The organism is Streptomyces sp. NPDC045026, assembly GCF_056432625.1.
Map to the genome: position 1 here is coordinate 192077 of NZ_JBWKIS010000008.1, position 15689 is coordinate 207765.

At 71.7% G+C, this 15689-nt stretch carries 12 protein-coding genes; 4 read left to right on the forward strand and 8 right to left on the reverse strand.

Annotated elements, in window-relative coordinates:
• Positions 1-3: 3 nt before the first annotated feature.
• The 4 genes from AC07EJ_RS19820 to AC07EJ_RS19835 form a co-directional block, all read right to left on the reverse strand.
• The gene (locus AC07EJ_RS19820; protein ID WP_389482115.1) at positions 4-1461 is read right to left on the reverse strand and encodes an NCS2 family permease; all 1458 of its coding nucleotides are present in this window, start codon (positions 1459-1461) and stop codon (positions 4-6) included.
• A gap of 250 nt (positions 1462-1711) precedes the next feature.
• The gene (locus AC07EJ_RS19825) at positions 1712-4114 is read right to left on the reverse strand and encodes a xanthine dehydrogenase family protein molybdopterin-binding subunit (protein WP_389482118.1); all 2403 of its coding nucleotides are present in this window, start codon (positions 4112-4114) and stop codon (positions 1712-1714) included.
• Positions 4115-4118: 4 nt separating this feature from the next.
• Positions 4119-4715 carry a (2Fe-2S)-binding protein gene (locus AC07EJ_RS19830; RefSeq protein ID WP_389482121.1) on the reverse strand — a complete coding sequence of 199 codons (597 nt, stop codon included), beginning with the start codon at positions 4713-4715 and terminating at the stop codon, positions 4119-4121.
• Positions 4715-5614, reverse strand: coding sequence for an FAD binding domain-containing protein (locus AC07EJ_RS19835; RefSeq protein ID WP_389482124.1), 900 nt, complete (start codon positions 5612-5614; stop codon positions 4715-4717). The genes AC07EJ_RS19830 and AC07EJ_RS19835 overlap by 1 nt, the downstream gene beginning before the upstream one ends.
• 326 nt (positions 5615-5940) lie before the next feature.
• Between AC07EJ_RS19835 and AC07EJ_RS19840 the strand changes: the two genes are divergently transcribed.
• Together AC07EJ_RS19840 and AC07EJ_RS19845 are read left to right on the forward strand one after the other, a co-directional pair.
• Positions 5941-7617, forward strand: a complete 1677-nt coding sequence (locus tag AC07EJ_RS19840) for a PucR family transcriptional regulator (protein ID WP_478884620.1) — start codon at positions 5941-5943, stop codon at positions 7615-7617.
• Positions 7618-7766: 149 nt separating this feature from the next.
• Positions 7767-8543, forward strand: coding sequence for a hypothetical protein (locus AC07EJ_RS19845; protein WP_389482130.1), 777 nt, complete (start codon positions 7767-7769; stop codon positions 8541-8543).
• A 45-nt stretch (positions 8544-8588) separates the two neighbouring features.
• Here AC07EJ_RS19845 and AC07EJ_RS19850 read toward each other — a convergent pair whose 3' ends face one another.
• A complete protein-coding gene (locus AC07EJ_RS19850; protein ID WP_393582909.1) occupies positions 8589-9362 on the reverse strand; it encodes a GntR family transcriptional regulator in 774 nt (257 codons plus the stop codon).
• Positions 9363-9511: 149 nt separating this feature from the next.
• Here AC07EJ_RS19850 and AC07EJ_RS19855 point away from each other — a divergent pair, with 149 nt between their 5' ends.
• Positions 9512-10357, forward strand: coding sequence for a (2Fe-2S)-binding protein (locus AC07EJ_RS19855; RefSeq protein WP_389482132.1), 846 nt, complete (start codon positions 9512-9514; stop codon positions 10355-10357).
• Between the two features lie 216 nt (positions 10358-10573).
• Positions 10574-11653 (forward strand): DUF2637 domain-containing protein, encoded by a 1080-nt coding sequence (locus AC07EJ_RS19860; RefSeq protein WP_389482135.1) that lies wholly within the window; start codon positions 10574-10576, stop codon positions 11651-11653.
• A 50-nt stretch (positions 11654-11703) separates the two neighbouring features.
• Here AC07EJ_RS19860 and AC07EJ_RS19865 read toward each other — a convergent pair whose 3' ends face one another.
• From AC07EJ_RS19865 to AC07EJ_RS19875, 3 genes are all read right to left on the reverse strand, one after another.
• On the reverse strand, positions 11704-12198 hold the full coding sequence (locus AC07EJ_RS19865; RefSeq protein WP_389482138.1) for an ATP-binding protein: 495 nt from the start codon (positions 12196-12198) through the stop codon (positions 11704-11706).
• A gap of 159 nt (positions 12199-12357) precedes the next feature.
• Positions 12358-14103, reverse strand: a complete 1746-nt coding sequence (locus tag AC07EJ_RS19870; protein ID WP_393582915.1) for a pyruvate dehydrogenase — start codon at positions 14101-14103, stop codon at positions 12358-12360.
• Positions 14104-14208: 105 nt separating this feature from the next.
• A complete protein-coding gene (locus tag AC07EJ_RS19875; protein ID WP_389482142.1) occupies positions 14209-15675 on the reverse strand; it encodes a protein phosphatase 2C domain-containing protein in 1467 nt (488 codons plus the stop codon).
• Positions 15676-15689 lie beyond the last annotated feature (14 nt).

Below are 15689 nucleotides of genomic sequence, written 5' to 3' on the forward strand. Positions count from 1 at the left end.
GTCTCAGTGGACGCCGAGCCAGCCCTCGATCGGGTTGAGGGCGAAGTACACGAGGAAGATCACAGTGAGGCCCCACATGAAGGCCCCGATCTCCCGGGCCTTGCCCTGGGCGACCTTGATGGCGACCCAGGAGATGACGCCCGCGGCCACACCGGTGGTGATGGTGTACGTGAAGGGCATGAGGACCACGGTCAGGAAGACCGGGATCGCGGTGGCGCGGTCGGCCCAGTCGACGTGGCGCGCGTTCATCATCATCATCGCGCCGATGACGACGAGCGCCGCCGAGGCGACTTCCTGCGGGACGATCGCGGTGAGCGGGGTGAAGAACAGACAGGCGGCGAAGAAGAGGCCGGTGACTGCGGAGGAGAGGCCGGTGCGGGCACCCTCGCCGACGCCGGTGGCCGACTCGACGAACACGGTCTGGCCGGAGCCGCCCGCGACACCGCCGATGGCGCCGCCGGCGCCGTCGATGAACAGGGCCTTGGACAGGCCGGGCATGCGGCCCTTGTCGTCGGCGAGCCCGGCCTCGGTGCCGACGCCGATGATGGTGGCCATCGCGTCGAAGAAGCCGGCCAGGACGAGGGTGAAGACGATCATGCCGACGGTCATCGCGCCGACTTCGCCCCAGCCGCCGAACTCGACCTTGCCGAAGAGTGAGAAGTCGGGCGTGGAGACCGCGCTGCCGTGCAGTTCGGGGGCGCCGTTGGCCCACTGCTTGGGGGCGATCACGTCGAGCGCGTTGAGGATCACCGCGACGATCGTGCCGGTGACGATGCCGATCAGGATCGCGCCGGGGGTGTTGCGCGCCTGGAGCATGAAGATCAGGAGCAGGGTGCCCGCGAAGAGCAGGACCGGCCAGCCGGACAGTTCGCCGGTGGCTCCGAGGGTGAGCGGGGTGGCCTTGCCGACCTGCACGAAGCCGGCCTTGTAGAGGCCGATCAGCGCGATGAAGAGGCCGATTCCCATGGTGATGCCGTGCTTGAGCGCGAGGGGAATCGCGTTCATGATCATTTCACGGAGGCCGGTGACGACCAGGAGCATGATCACCACGCCGTACATCACGCACATACCCATGGCCTGCGGCCAGGTCATCTGCGGGGCGACCTGCGAGGAGATCACGCCGGACACCGAAAGGCCCGCGGCGAGGGCGAGCGGCACCTTGCCGACGAAGCCCATCAGGAGCGTGGTGAACGCGGCGGCGAAGGCCGTGGCCGTAATGAGGGCCTTCTGGCCCATCATGTCGCCCGCGACGTCCTTGCCGGACAGGATCAGGGGGTTGAGCAGAAGGATGTACGCCATGGCCATGAAGGTCGTGACGCCGCCGCGTATCTCACGCGGAATCGTTGATCCTCGTTCGGTTATGTGAAAGTACCGGTCGAGCCAGGACCTTCCGGCGGGGACGCGCGAGCCGGAGCCCGCTTCCTCTGCGGTGGTCTCCGGTTCGACAGACTGCTGGGTCATGATGCCTACTCCCAAGGTTCAAAGGGGCACCCGCATAAAGCTGGTTGGAATTGCGGGATTTGGGATGGTGCGTGGGCTGCACGACCCGGGGGACGGCCCGAGACGAACGGGGTGGTGCGGGTGGAACGGGTGGTGCCGGTGGTGCGGGTGGTGCCGAGGACCGCGAGCGGGTGCGGTACTTGGAGGCTCCGGACGGTGTGGGCGATGGAAGTGTGACGTTCCTGGGAGGCACACACCGTCCGGAGAGTTGTCAGGCCGGGCCGGTTCCCGTCAGGTGCTCGGGGCGTACCGGTGTCCGGTTGAGCTCCAGGCCCGTCGCGTCGCGGATCGCCGCGAGTACGGCCGGCGTGGACGACAGCGTGGGGGCCTCACCGACGCCACGGAGCCCGTACGGGGCGTGGTCGTCGGCGAGTTCGAGCACATCGACCGGGATGGTCGGCGTGTCGAGAATCGTGGGAAGCAGATAGTCCGTGAAGGACGGGTTCCTGACCTTCGCGGTCCTGGGATCGACGACGATCTCCTCCATCACCGCGACGCCCATGCCCTGGAGGGTGCCCCCCTGGATCTGGCCGATCACGGAAAGCGGGTTGAGCGCCTTGCCGACGTCCTGCGCGCAGGCCAGTTCGATGACCTTGACGAGGCCGAGCTCGGTGTCGACCTCGACGACGGCGCGGTGCGCGGCGAACGAATACTGCACATGTCCGTCGCCCTGACCGGTGCGCAGGTCGAAAGCCTCGGTGGGCCGGTGGCGCCACTCCTCCTCGATCTCGACCACTTCGTCTTCGAGTACGTCGACGAGATCACCGAGGATCTCGCCGCCGTCGGTGACGACCTTGCCGCCCTCCAGGAGGAGTTCGGCCGTGGCCCATGCCGGGTGGTAGGTGCCCATCTTGCGGCGTCCGATCTCCAGGACCTTCTCGCGCACCAGCTCGCAGGCGTTCTTGACGGCGCCGCCGGTGACATAGGTCTGACGCGACGCGGACGTCGAACCTGCCGAGCCGACCCGGGTGTCGGCGGGGTGGATCGTCACCTGCGCGACGCCGAGCTCCGTGCGGGCGATCTGCGCGTGGACGGTGACGCCGCCCTGGCCGACCTCCGCCATGGCGGTGTGCACGGTGGCGACCGCCTCGCCGTTGATGACCTCCATGCGCACCCTGGCGGTGGAGTAGTCGTCGAAGCCCTCGGAGAAGCCGACGTTCTTGATGCCGACCGCGTAGCCGACGCCGCGCACCACGCCTTCACCGTGCGTGGTGTTGGACAGACCGCCCGGCAGCTGCCGCACGTCGGCCGCCTCACCGGCCGCGCGCCACTGCTGCTCCGGCGGCATCGGCATCGCCTTGACGCGGCGCAGCAGTTCGGCGACCGGGGCCGGGGAGTCGACCCGCTGCCCGGTCGGCATGAGAGTCCCCTGCTCCATGGCGTTGAGCTGACGGAACGCGACCGGGTCCATGCCCAGCCGGGCGGCCAGCTTGTCCATCTGGGCCTCGTACGCGAAGCATGCCTGGACCGCGCCGAAGCCACGCATGGCGCCGCAGGGCGGGTTGTTCGAGTAGAGCGCGAAGGCCTCGATGTCGACGTCGTCGATCACGTACGGGCCGACCGACAGCGACGAGGCGTTGCCGACCACGGCCGGGGACGTCGAGGCGTAGGCGCCGCCGTCGAGGACGATCTTGCACTTCATGTGCGTGAGCTTGCCGTCCTTGGTCGCCCCGTGCTCGTAGGTGAGCTTGGCGGGGTGGCGGTGGACGTGGCCGAAGAAGGACTCGAACCGGTTGTAGACGATCTTGACCGGCTTGTCCGTGCGCAGCGCGAGCAGGCAGGCGTGGATCTGCATCGACAGGTCCTCGCGGCCGCCGAACGCGCCGCCGACGCCGGACAGCGTCATGCGCACCTTGTCCTCGGGCAGACCGAGGACCGGGGCGATCTGCTTGAGGTCCGAGTGCAGCCACTGGGTGGCGATGTACAGGTCGACACCGCCGTCCTCGGCCGGCACGGCGAGACCCGACTCGGGACCGAGGAACGCCTGGTCCTGCATGCCGAAGGTGTACTCGCCCTCGACGATGACGTCGGCGCGCTTGCGGGCCTCGGTCACGTCGCCGCGGACGATCGGCTGGCGGTGCACGATGTTCGGGTGCGGGACGTGCCCGATGTAAGGGTCGTCGCGGTTCTCGTGGACGAGGATCGCGTCCGGCGCGGTCGCGGACGCCTCGTCGGTGATGACCGGGAGTTCGCGGTACTCGACCTTGATCTTGGCGGCGGCGCGGCGGGCGGTCTCCGGGTGGTCGGCGGCGACCAGCGCGACCGGCTCACCGTGGTGGCGGACCTTGCCGTGCGCGAGGACCGGGGTGTCCTGGATCTCCAGGCCGTAGGTCCGCACCTCGGTCGGCAGGTCGTCGTAGGTGAGGACCGCGTAGACACCGGGAGTGGCGAGGGCCTCGCCCGTGTCGATGGAGACGATCTCGGCGTGCGCGACGGTGGAGCGCAGGATCTGGCCCCACAGCATGTCCTCGTGCCACATGTCGGACGAGTACGCGAACTCGCCGGTGACCTTGAGGGTGCCGTCCGGGCGGAGCGTGGACTCGCCGATGCCGCCCTTGGTCTGCGACCCCTGTGTCACGTCGAAGGGGATACCGGTGGTGCGGGTGCCGGCCATGTCCTCAGACCTCCTCGGACTGGCGCGCGGCGGCGAGCCGTACCGCGTCCATGATCTTCTCGTAACCCGTACAGCGGCACAGGTTGCCGGAGAGTGCCTCGCGGATGTCCGCGTCCGACGGGTTCGGGTTGCGCTCCAGCATCTCGTCGGCCGCGACCAGCAGGCCGGGGGTGCAGAAGCCGCACTGGACGGCGCCGGCATCGATGAACGCCTGCTGGATCGGCGCGAGCGCCGCACGCGGGGAGCCGCTGAGCTCGCCGGTCTGCGAGTCGGTGCCCTGCGCGGCCCAGCCCTTGGCGTCCTGCAGGGACGTCCCGCGGGAGCCGCCCTCGTGGTCACCGCAGGAGCGCCGCTCGGCGAAGTCCGCGAGGCCCTCGACGGTGACGACGTCGCGGCCCTCGACCTGGCCGGCCGCGACCAGGCACGCGCAGACCGGTACGCCGTCGAGGCGGACGGTGCAGGAGCCGCACTCGCCCTGCTCGCAGGCGTTCTTGGAGCCGGGCAGCCCCATCCGCTCACGCAGGACGTACAGGAGGCTCTCGCCCTCCCACACGTCGTCGGCTTCCTGCTGACGGCCGTTGACCGTGAAGTTGACGCGCATTACGCGACACCGCCCTTCCGAATGGTCCCGCCGTCAGCGCCGCGGTAGGACTCCCAGGTCCACGTCAGGGTGCGGCGGGCCATGATGCCGACGGCGTGCCGGCGGTAGCTCGCGGTGCCCCGGACGTCGTCGATCGGGCTGCAGGAGGCGGAGCAGAGATCCGCGAACTGCTTGGCGACCGAAGGGGTGATGATCTTGCCGTTGTCCCAGAAGCCGCCCTCTTCGAGCGCCGCGTTCAGGAACTCCTCGGCGGCCTTGGCGCGGATCGGGGTCGGCGCGGCCGATCCGATGCCGGTGCGGACCGTACGGGTCTCGGGGTGCAGCGCCAGGCCGAAGGCGCATACGGCGATGACCATCGCGTTGCGGGTGCCGACCTTGGAGAACTGCTGCGGGCCGTCGGCCTTGTCGATGTGGACGGCCCGGATGAGCTCGTCGGCGGCGAGTGCGTTGCGCTTCACGCCGGTGTAGAACTCGTCGATCGGGATACGGCGCGAGCCGCGTACGGACTCCACCTCGACCTCGCAGCCGGCGGCGAGGAGCGCGGGGTGGGCGTCACCGGCGGGCGACGCGGTGCCGAGGTTGCCCCCGACGCCGCCCCGGTTGCGGATCTGCGGCGAGGCCACCGTGTGCGAGGCCAGGGCCAGGCCGGGCAGCTCGGCGCGCAGGTGCTCCATGATCTTGGTGTAGGGGACGGAGGCGCCGAGGCGGACGGTGTCCTGCCCGACCTCCCACTCCTCCAGCTCCCCGATGCGGTTGAGGTCAAGGAGGTACTCAGGGCGGCGGTGGTCGAAGTTGATCTCGACCATCACATCGGTGCCACCCGCGAGCGGCACAGCCGTGGGGTGCTCTGCCTTGGCGGCGAGCGCCTCCCCCCAGCTGGCAGGGCGAAGGAAGTCCATGATCGGCTCTCCTCCTCATTGATCTCGCGGGTCGGTCGTTCGAACGGATCGAGCCACGGGGTGCGGGTACTTCAAAGGCTCGTTCATACGCTGTTTACCTGGAGTGGCCCAAGTACACAGCGACCTACTCCACCAGGGTCAGTCACGGAAACCATGAAGGAGTTGGCTGGCCAGCCTGGACATCTTGTAGATTCATATAAACGGCGGCACCAGTATCCACACCGCTCCCCGGAAACGCACGAAACGCGACGCGACACACGGGCAGACGGCAGGGGCGGCCCCGCCCAGGACAAGCACAATCTTCGAGACAGATCGGCGGCAACGAGATGCGGCTGCGCGCCCTACTTGATACAGACGCGCTGGGCCTCAGGCTGCTCGGCGGCGAGGACGAACTGGACCGCACCGTGCGCGGTGTGATGACCACGGACCTGCGGGACCCCAGCCGCTACCTCTCCGGCGGCGAACTGGTCCTCACCGGCCTTGCCTGGCGCCGCGACGCGGCGGACTCCGAACCGTTCGTACGCATCCTCGCGACGGCCGGCGTGGCGGCACTCGCGGCCGGTGAGGCCGAGCTCGGCGCGATCCCCGACGACATCGTCGAGGCGTGCGCGCGCCACCGGCTCCCGCTGTTCGCGGTGAACGAGTCCGTGGCCTTCGCGACGGTCACCGAGCACGTCGTGCGCCAGGTCTCCGGCGAGCGGGCCGGCGACCTGGCCGCCGTCGTCGACCGGCACCGGCGCCTGATGACGTCCGGCCCCGCGGGCGGCGGCCCCGACGTCGTCCTGGACCTCCTCGGCACCGACCTCGACCTGCGGGCCTGGGTGCTCTCCCCCGCGGGCCGGGCCATCGCCGGGTCGAGCGCGGCGGGCCCCGAGCTGCCCGCCGCCGTCTGCGCCCGGCTCGCGGCCGAGCACCTGGCGGCCACCCGCACGGGGCGGCGCGGACCGCACCGGGTGACGCTGAACAACACGACGTACTCGCTCTTCCCGATCCGCACCGCGGGCCGCGGCGCGGCGCCCGCCTCCCGCGACGTGCGCGAGTCGGTCCTGTCCGACTGGCTGCTCGCCGTCGAGGCGGACGCGAGCGACTGGCCCGAGGAGCGGCTCGACCTGCTCCAGGGCGTGACCCAGCTGATCGCCGTCGAGCGCGACCGCCGCGACGCGGCCCGGACCGTGCGCCGCCGGCTCGCGCAGGAGGTCCTCGAACTGGTCCAGACGGGCGCCGCCCCCGCCGAGATCGCCGCTCGCCTGCGCGTCGCCGCGCCCGTGCTGCTCCCCGGCCTCGGCACCGCCCCGCACTGGCAGGTCATCGTGGCGAAGGTCGAGTGGGACGGCGACGGCATCGAGGGCGGCCCGGTCGCCCAGTCGCTCCTGGAGGAGATCCTCGTCGACCCCCTGTCGGCCGGGCCCGAGCCGTCCGACCGCATCGCCGTCGCCCACAACGGCGACGAGGCCATCGCCCTGGTGCCGCTGCCGGCCGTGCCGGACGAGCACGACGGGTCGCAGGCGGGGCTGCACGCCGACGCGCTCCTGGACTCCGTACGCGATCCGCTGACGGCGGGCCTCGCGGACGACGGGCGGCTCACGCTGGGCGTCAGCGCCGCCGTGCACTCGGCGGAGGGGCTGCGCGGGGCCCTGGAGGAGGCCCGGCACGCCCGGCGCGTCGCCGCGGCCCGTACGGGGCGCGTGTGCGCCGCGGGTCACCAGGAGCTGGCCTCCCACGTCCTGCTGCTGCCGTTCGTCCCGGACGACGTGCGCCGCGCCTTCACGGCCCGCCTCCTGGACCCCCTGCGCGACTACGACCGCAAGCACCGCGCCGAGCTCATTCCGACCCTGGAGGCGTTCCTCGACTGCGACGGCTCGTGGACACGCTGCGCGAGCCGTCTGCACCTCCACGTCAACACGCTGCGCTATCGCGTCGGGCGGATCGAACAGCTCACCAACCGCGATCTCTCGCGCCTCGAGGACAAGCTGGACTTCTTCCTGGCCCTGCGTATGAGCTGAACTCGGGCCGCCCTAGCGGTCTTTCGAACCCCGTCCGCCACCCCATGCGATTGTGAAATCTTTCACCTACCCCCTTGGCCGAGTGCGCCCATCCGTGCTGAGATGCGCGCACGACAGCTCGGCTCAATGGTGTGCTCGGGGAGGGCAACGTGGCGCATACCGCCATGTCTGGTTCCGGAACGACTGCAGGGGACGATCCACTCCAGACCGCGGTATGGCGGCTGCGCTCACGCGCCTGCTGGACCGACGCGGCCGCGCTGCTGGAGCGGCTCGCCGCGACGGACGCGCGGGCCGCGCTCCAGCGGGCCGCGCTGCTCGGGGAGCGCTGCCTCTACACCGAGCAGGGCTGGGCCGCCGCGGAGGACGCGCTGCGCGCCGCCGAGGCCCTGGCCCACGACGACGACGAACGCGGCGCCGCCGCCTGCGAGCGCGGTCAACTCGCCTACGCGGCAACGCTGTTGGGGGTACGTGACCGGGCCGACGAGGCACGCTCCGCGCTCGGCAGGGCCGCGGCACTGCTCCCGCCCGGCGCCCCGGGGCGCCCCCTGCTCGACTTCCGGCGCGGCCTGATGGCGGAGAACCTGTCCGACTCGCCGCAGGCGGCCAGGGCCGCGTACCGCAGGGCCCACGCGGGCGCGACGGCGCACTCCGATCCGCTACTCCTCTCCTTCACCTGGCGCCACCTGGCCGGACTCGCCCTGCGCGAAGGGGAGTTGACGGAGGCCCGGCACGGCTTCGCCGAGTCGCTGCGCATCCGCGAGGAGCTCGGCTACCTGGTCGGCACGGCCCCGGCCCTCGCGTCCCTGGCGGAGGCGGAGCCCGACCCGGAGACGGCGGCCCGCCTGCGCACGGAGGCGTCCCGCCTGTTCCGCCTCCTGGGCGGCGTCCCCACGTGGCTGGCCGAGCACTTGGCGGCGGCGGCCTGAGGGCCGGGCGGGCCGGTCACGGAGGTGGCCCCGGGGCGAGAGGCCCTAGTCGGCCGACCCGGCGAAATGCTCCCGCACCAGCGCCTGCACCACCGTGAGGTCCTGGGCCTCCAGGGCCGCCAGGAGTGCCATGTGTTCCGCGGCGTCGGCCACCAGGTCGGCGCGGCGGGACAGCGGCCCTCCGCCGGGCAGCGGCCACTGCGAGCGGCGGTGCAGATCGTCCGCGACCTGTACGAGCTGTTCGTTGCCGTTGAGGGCGAGCATCGCGCGGTGGAAGGCGCGGTCCGTCTCGGCGTAGTGCGCACGGTCGCCGCCGGCGGCCGCGACGGCCGTCGCGTCGGCGAGGGGCCGCAGCTCGGCCCAGCGCGCCACCGGCACCGTACGGGCGAGCCGCAGCACGACGGGCACCTCGATCAGCGCCCGCACCTCGGCCAGCTCGGCGAGCTCGCGGGCGCTGCGCTCGGTGACGCGGAAGCCGCGGTTCGGCACGACCTCGACGGCGCCTTCGCGGGCCAGCTGCTGCATCGCCTCACGCACGGGCGTGGCCGAGACGCCGAGGCCGTCCCCGAGTGCGGGCGCGGAGTAGACCTCGCCGGGCACGAGGTCGCCGTCGACGAGCGCGGTGCGCAGCGCGTCGAGCACCTGCCCGCGCACGGAGGTCCGCTCGACGCGGGGGCGCGGCAGCGGCGTCTCGCTGTGGGTGTGCTCGCCCCGGGTCTGCTCGGGCACCTGGTGCCACTCGGCGGTGCCCCGCTGCTCGGGAACGCCCGCGGGCAGCCCCGAGGCGGCGCTGTCGGCGCGCGTTCTGGCCTGCTCCACCCCGGTCCTCCCCGATCGTCGGTATTCCGCATTCCCGCGGAATTCGTCCAACGCAGAACCATAGGCGGCTGGGCCCTCAGTTCAAACCCCCGATCGTTCGGGTAAGGTAAGGCTTACCTGCAAACGATCGCGATTCGGTGGTCCCCTGCATGCCTTCCCCCGCATCGGCCCCCGTGGCCACCAGCGCGCTCACGCCCGCGTACACCCGGCTGACCGAGGTGTTCGCGGGTCTGCGGATCATGGAGCTCGCCGAGACCGAGCAGCCCCCTCAGGGCAGCGGCTGGGTCGCCGCCGCGCGGCTCGCGGAGGGCGGACCCGCCCTCGACGCGTTCCTCGCGTGGGACAACGCACAGGTGCTCAAGGACTACGGACAGCAGGCCCGCCCGGACGTCGTCGCCAGCTTCGGCCTGCACCGCTACGCCTGGCCCGCCTGCCTGCTGGTCACGGTGCCGTGGTTCCTGGACCGCCGCGTCCCACGCCTCCCCGTGACGAACGTCGCCTTCCAGCGCACGCTGGGCCGCATGGCCGTACGCGTCACCGACTTCGCGTGCCTGCCGGACGACCCGGCCGCCGCGCTGCCCGGCGCCCACGTGGTGCCGGACGAGGAGGCGCTGCGGGCCGAGGTGCGCGCGGCCGTCGCCGACCACCTGGGCCCCGTACTCGCCGGATTCGGGCCGCGGATGCGGCGCGGCCCGCGCGCCCTGTGGGGCATGGCGACCGACGAGATCGTCGAGGGCCTCTGGTACATCGCCCATCTGCTCGGCGAGGAGCGCCGGGCGATGAGCGAGCTCGAACTGCTGCTGCCCGGCGCGACGAAGCCGTACGCCGGCAGGCCCGCGTTCCGTGAACTCACCGGCCCCGAGGGGCAGTCGCTGCCGACGCGCGACCGCGCGAGCTGCTGCCTCTTCTACACGCTGCGCCCCGAGGAAACCTGCGTGACGTGCCCCCGCACCTGCGACGCGGACCGCGTGGCGAGGCTGAGCGCAACCGCCTGAGCGGGCCGACGGCAACCCCTCCACAATGAACCACTCTTTCGAGTGACGTGATTCGAACTCAACTTCCCTCATTCTCAAGGGAGTTCGAGCGCACGCCCGCTAAATACGCCCCTTCGCACTCCAATGGCGTTCTCTTGTCCCGAAACTCCTTGCGGGCCGGTGGCCCTGAGCCAATATGGCGGCCGAAAAGCCCTACCGCGACGCAAGGGACCCCAGATGAGACTGACCGACATATCGCTGGACTGGCTGCTTCCCGGCGCCGTGCTGCTCCTGGGCCTGCTGGCGGCGGTGGCGGTCCTCGCGCGCAGCAAGCGTGCCGTGGAGAAGGCGGCCGCGTCGTCCGACGACTCGTGGGAGCGCAGCGAGGAACGCCGCAGGCGCAAGGAGGCCGTCTACGGCACCGCGTCCTACCTGCTGCTGTTCTGCTGCGCCGCCGTGGCCGCCGCGCTCTCCTTCCACGGGCTTGTCGGCTTCGGCCAGCAGAACCTGAACCTGTCCGGGGGCTGGGAGTACCTCGTCCCGTTCGGCCTCGACGGAGCGGCCATGTTCTGCTCCGTGCTCGCGGTGCGCGAGGCGAGCCACGGCGACGCGGCGCTCGGCTCCCGGATACTCGTGTGGACCTTCGCGGGCGCCGCCGCCTGGTTCAACTGGGTGCACGCGCCGCGCGGCATCAGCCACGCGGGCGCCCCGCACTTCTTCGCCGGCATGTCGCTGTCGGCCGCGGTCCTCTTCGACCGTGCGCTGAAGCAGACGCGCCGCGCGGCCCTGCGTGAACAGGGCCTGGTGCCGAGGCCGTTGCCGCAGATCAGGATCGTGCGGTGGCTGCGCGCGCCCCGCGAGACGTACGGCGCCTGGTCGCTGATGCTGCTCGAAGGCGTGCGCACCCTGGACGAGGCGGTCGACGAGGTGCGCGAGGACAAGCGCGAGAAGGAGCAGACCCGGCTGCGCAGGCGCGAGCACGAGAAGCTGGAGCGGGCCCAGCTCAAGGCGATCAGCCGGGGCCACCCCACGCTCGGCGGGCGCGGCGGGCGCCAGGTGGAGGTGCAGGCCGCCGTCTCCGCGGGGGCCGGCGCGGGGCAGGGCGGCACGGAGCCCGCCATATCGGAGGACCCGCCGCCCTCACCACAGGAACAGCTCCCGCTGCGCGCGCGTCCCTCCCTCCAAGCCGTCAGGAGCGGCCCTGAAGCCGGCAAGCCCGTCACCGTCGACCTCACGGCGGAGGACGACACCCAGGCCCTGCCGCGGCTCGACTCACTGGAGCAGAAGCTCAAGGACCTCGAGCAGCAATTCGGCTAGGGGCGTCCGGCGGGGGCGGGCGTGCCGTCACGGGCGGTGGCTCCGCGGTGTCACGCGGGGTCGCCGTCCAGTTCGAACCAGACCACCTTGCCCACACCCAGTGCCCGTACGCCCCAGTCGTCCGCGAGGGACTGCACCAGGAGGAGGCCCCGGCCGTTCGTACCGTCGTCGGCGACCGGTACGCGCAGCTTCGGCCTGCGTCCCACGAAGTCCCTGACCTCCACCCGGAGCCGCTTCGGCCCGACCGTGGCCGTGAGGACGGCGTCATGGTCGGTGTGCAGCAGGGCGTTCGTCACCAGTTCGCTGGTGAGCAGTTCCGCCGTCTGAGACCTTTCCGGCGGGCCCCACTCGTCCAGGAGTTCGCGCAGTGCGCGCCTCGCCTCGGGCACCGCCCGCAGATCGGACCGCCCCAGCGTGCGCCTGAGCAGCGCGTCGCCGTCGTCCGTCGTGCTGTCGTCCGCCGCCCTGTCACCGACCGGCGCTTCCTGCGCCGGGGAGCGTTTGGCCACCGTAGTGGGAACGCGCCCTCGTACCTGCCGTTTCATGACCCCCGCCCGCACACCGATGACCTTGTCCCTTCTCCTGCGACCACACTCGAACGCGTACACGGGAATGCATGCCCCGCACGCATGTCCGCACTCCTGTGGATTCATCCACCAACGAACTCGTGGCCCGGCGGGCGCCGGCAGGGCGACCCGTACCGGCTACGGGCGCGGCACGTTACGGATGTTGGAGCGGGCCATCTGCACCATGCGGCCGACGCCGCCGTCCAGGACGATCTTGGATGCGGAGAGCGCGAAGCCCGTCACCATGTCGGCGCTGATCCTCGGCGGGATCGACAGGGCGTTGGGGTCGGTGACGATGTCGACGAGCGCGGGGCCCTTGTGCTTGAAGGCGTCCTTGAGCGCTCCGGCGAGCTGCTTCGGCTTCTCCACGCGCACCCCGTAGGCGCCGCACGCGCGGGCGACGGCCGCGAAGTCGGGGTTCTTGTTCGTCGTCCCGTACGACGGGAGCCCGGCCACGAGCATCTCCAACTCGACCATCCCCAGGGATGAGTTGTTGAAGAGGACGACCTTGACCGGCAGGTCGTACTGGACGAGGGTCAGGAAGTCGCCCATCAGCATGGAGAACCCACCGTCGCCCGACATCGAGACGACCTGGCGCTTGCGGTCGACGAACTGGGCGCCGATCGCCATCGGCAGCGCGTTCGCCATCGAGCCGTGCGAGAACGAACCGATCACGCGACGGCGCCCGTTGGGCGAGATGTAGCGCGCCGCCCACACGTTGCACATGCCCGTGTCGACCGTGAACACGGCGTCGTCCGCGGCGAGTTCGTCCAGCACGGAGGCCACGTACTCGGGGTGGATCGGGACGTGCTTCTCGACCTTCGTCGTGTACGCCTTGATGACGCCTTCGAGGGTGTCCGCGTGCTTCTTCAGCATCTTGTCCAGGAAGCGCCGGTTCGTCTTCGCCTGCACGCGCGGGGTCAGACAGCGCAGCGTCTCGCGTACGTCGCCCCACACCGCGAGGTCCAGCTTGGAGCGCCGGCCGAGGTGCTCCGGCCGCACGTCGACCTGGACGATCTTCACGTCCTTCTGCGGCAGGAACGCGTTGTACGGGAAGTCCGTGCCGAGCAGGATGAGCAGATCGCACTCGTGCGTCGCCTCGTACGCGGCGCCGTACCCGAGCAGCCCGCTCATCCCGACGTCGAACGGGTTGTCGTACTGGATCCATTCCTTGCCGCGCAGGGCATGCCCGACCGGCGACTTGATCCTCTCGGCGAACTCCATGACCTCGGCGTGCGCGCCCGCGGTGCCGCTGCCGCAGAAGAGGGTGACCTTGGCGGCCTCGTCGATCATCTCGACGAGCCGGTCGATCTCGGTGTCGCCGGGGCGGATGGTCGGCCGGGACGTGACGATCGCCGTCTCGACGGACTTCTCGGGGGCGGGCCGGTCGGCGACGTCGCCGGGCAGGGTGACGACGCTGACGCCCGACTGGCCGACCGCGTGCTGGATCGCCGTCTGCAGGACGCGCGGCATCTGCTGCGGGTTGGAAATCATCTCGCTGTAGTGCGAGCACTCCTGGAAGAGCCGGTCGGGGTGGGTCTCCTGGAAGTAGCCGAGGCCGATCTCGCTCGACGGGATGTGCGAGGCGAGGGCGAGGACCGGGGCCATGGAGCGGTGGGCGTCGTAGAGCCCGTTGATGAGGTGCAGATTGCCGGGGCCGCAGGAGCCGGCGCAGGAGGTCAGCTTCCCGGTGACCTGCGCCTCCGCCCCGGCGGCGAAGGCGGCGGTCTCCTCGTGCCGTACGTGGATCCAGTCGATCGCGGAGTTGCGGCGGATCGCGTCGACGACCGGGTTCAGGCTGTCGCCGACGACGCCGTACATGCGCTTGACGCCCGCGCGGACGAGGATGTCGACGAACTGCTCGGCGACGTTCTGCTTGGCCATGACGCACGCGCCCCTTCACGAACCGGGTACTGAGGACCCTGCGGACACTCCGGATACTCCGAACGCTCCGGACACTCGCTTCCCATGAATTCACAGCGGGCGCGGTTACGCCTCCCAAACGGCGGCGGCGGTGCGGTCGTCCGCGTACCCCTTGACCCGCACCTGGGTGTCGGCGAGGAAGGCCGTGAGGCCGGGCGGGCCGCTCCTGGTCCAGCGGCGCGTGAGGTGCCCGGACAGCTCGGGCTCGCCGCGCAGGGGCTCGGCGAGGCCCGCCGTGCACAGCAGGAGCGTGTCACCCGGGCGGGCGACGGAGGCGCGGAAGCGGAACGGATCGCGGGGCTGCTCGGGCGCCGGCTCGTACGGGCTCGGGGGCGTGGTGATCCCGAGGTCCATGGTCAGGCGGTCGCCGTCGGAGGTCTCGGACGGCGGTGAACCGTAGCCGACGACGGGGGCACCCGACACCTCGGAGACCTGCGGTTCGATGTCCTGCCACTCGCCGTCGCGCAGCCGGAACAGGCCGCCCCCGCCGACGCCGAAGAACACGCGGGTGCGGCAGTCGGGGTCGGCGGGCAGCAGGAGGCAGCGCAGGCTCGCCGTGTACTCCTCCGGTTCGAGGCCCTGCTCGGCGGCGCTCGCCCGGAGTCTGCCGAGGCTGCGGTCGGTCAGGCGGTGCAGGCCCGACTTGAGGTCGCCCCGGTGGGCGGCACGGATGTCCTCGGCGAGCCGGGCGTGGCTGCGGCCGACGGCGCGGCCGATCCAGTCGCAGGCCTCGGCCGCCGCGCGGTGCGCCCCGGGCGCGGCGCGGGCGCCGGTGGCCATGGCGACCAGGACGAGGGCGCCGGGTCCCGTGCCGAACCGGGCGGTGAGCAGGCAGTCACGGCGGGGCTCGCCCCGGTACCGCGCGGAGTCGCCGCGTACGGACACCGCACGCAGAGTGGAGGTCCCGTACGTGGCGCCGTCCAGGACGGTGTCGGCGACGAGGTCGTCGAGGGTGTCGGGGTCGGCGGGCGGGAGCGCGGTGGGTTCGGCGTCGTACGTGGGCGGGCCGTCGCCCACGTAGGGGATCACCAGGGGTTCGGGGCGGGCCGCCGGCTCGTCGGCGACGGCCGCGCCCTGGCCGGGGGCTGCGTCGGGGACGGTGTCAGGGGTGGGCGCCTCGGAGCCGGAGGTGTGGAGGCCGGGCGGGGCGGCGGGAGGCGGTGACGGTGGCGGTGGCGGCGGTGGCTGTGGTCCGGGCGGGAAGCTCCGGGGGCGTCCCGGGGCGTGCGTCGGGGGTTCCCAAGGGGCGCGCGGGGCGCCCGGATCCGGCGGCGGATCCGCGGACCGGGCCGGTGCCGGCGGCGGCACCCTCCGCTGCTCCGGGACAGCGGGCGGCTCCGGGACCGGCGCCTGTTCATCGGCCCGTTCGGGCCCCGGCGGCGAGACCGTCCCCGATGCCGAGGCGAAGCGGTCGTCGAGGGTGTCCGGGGCCGGGGTCGGACCCGTGTCGTCGGTGGAGTCGTCGTACAACTGGCCCCACCAGTCGTCGCCTTGGCCGTGTCGGCCGGAGTGCCTCTCCCCCTGCTGGCTCATGCCCTTATTGTCCA

Coding starts and splice junctions, on each gene's coding strand:
- AC07EJ_RS19820 (WP_389482115.1), bottom strand. CDS start 1,461: ATGACCCAGCAGTCTGTCGAACCGGAGACCACCGCAGAGGAAGCGGGC.
- AC07EJ_RS19825 (WP_389482118.1), bottom strand. CDS start 4,114: ATGGCCGGCACCCGCACCACCGGTATCCCCTTCGACGTGACACAGGGG.
- AC07EJ_RS19830 (WP_389482121.1), bottom strand. CDS start 4,715: ATGCGCGTCAACTTCACGGTCAACGGCCGTCAGCAGGAAGCCGACGAC.
- AC07EJ_RS19835 (WP_389482124.1), bottom strand. CDS start 5,614: ATGGACTTCCTTCGCCCTGCCAGCTGGGGGGAGGCGCTCGCCGCCAAG.
- AC07EJ_RS19840 (WP_478884620.1), top strand. CDS start 5,941: ATGCGGCTGCGCGCCCTACTTGATACAGACGCGCTGGGCCTCAGGCTG.
- AC07EJ_RS19855 (WP_389482132.1), top strand. CDS start 9,512: ATGCCTTCCCCCGCATCGGCCCCCGTGGCCACCAGCGCGCTCACGCCC.
- AC07EJ_RS19860 (WP_389482135.1), top strand. CDS start 10,574: ATGAGACTGACCGACATATCGCTGGACTGGCTGCTTCCCGGCGCCGTG.
- AC07EJ_RS19865 (WP_389482138.1), bottom strand. CDS start 12,198: ATGAAACGGCAGGTACGAGGGCGCGTTCCCACTACGGTGGCCAAACGC.
- AC07EJ_RS19870 (WP_393582915.1), bottom strand. CDS start 14,103: ATGGCCAAGCAGAACGTCGCCGAGCAGTTCGTCGACATCCTCGTCCGC.
- AC07EJ_RS19875 (WP_389482142.1), bottom strand. CDS start 15,675: ATGAGCCAGCAGGGGGAGAGGCACTCCGGCCGACACGGCCAAGGCGAC.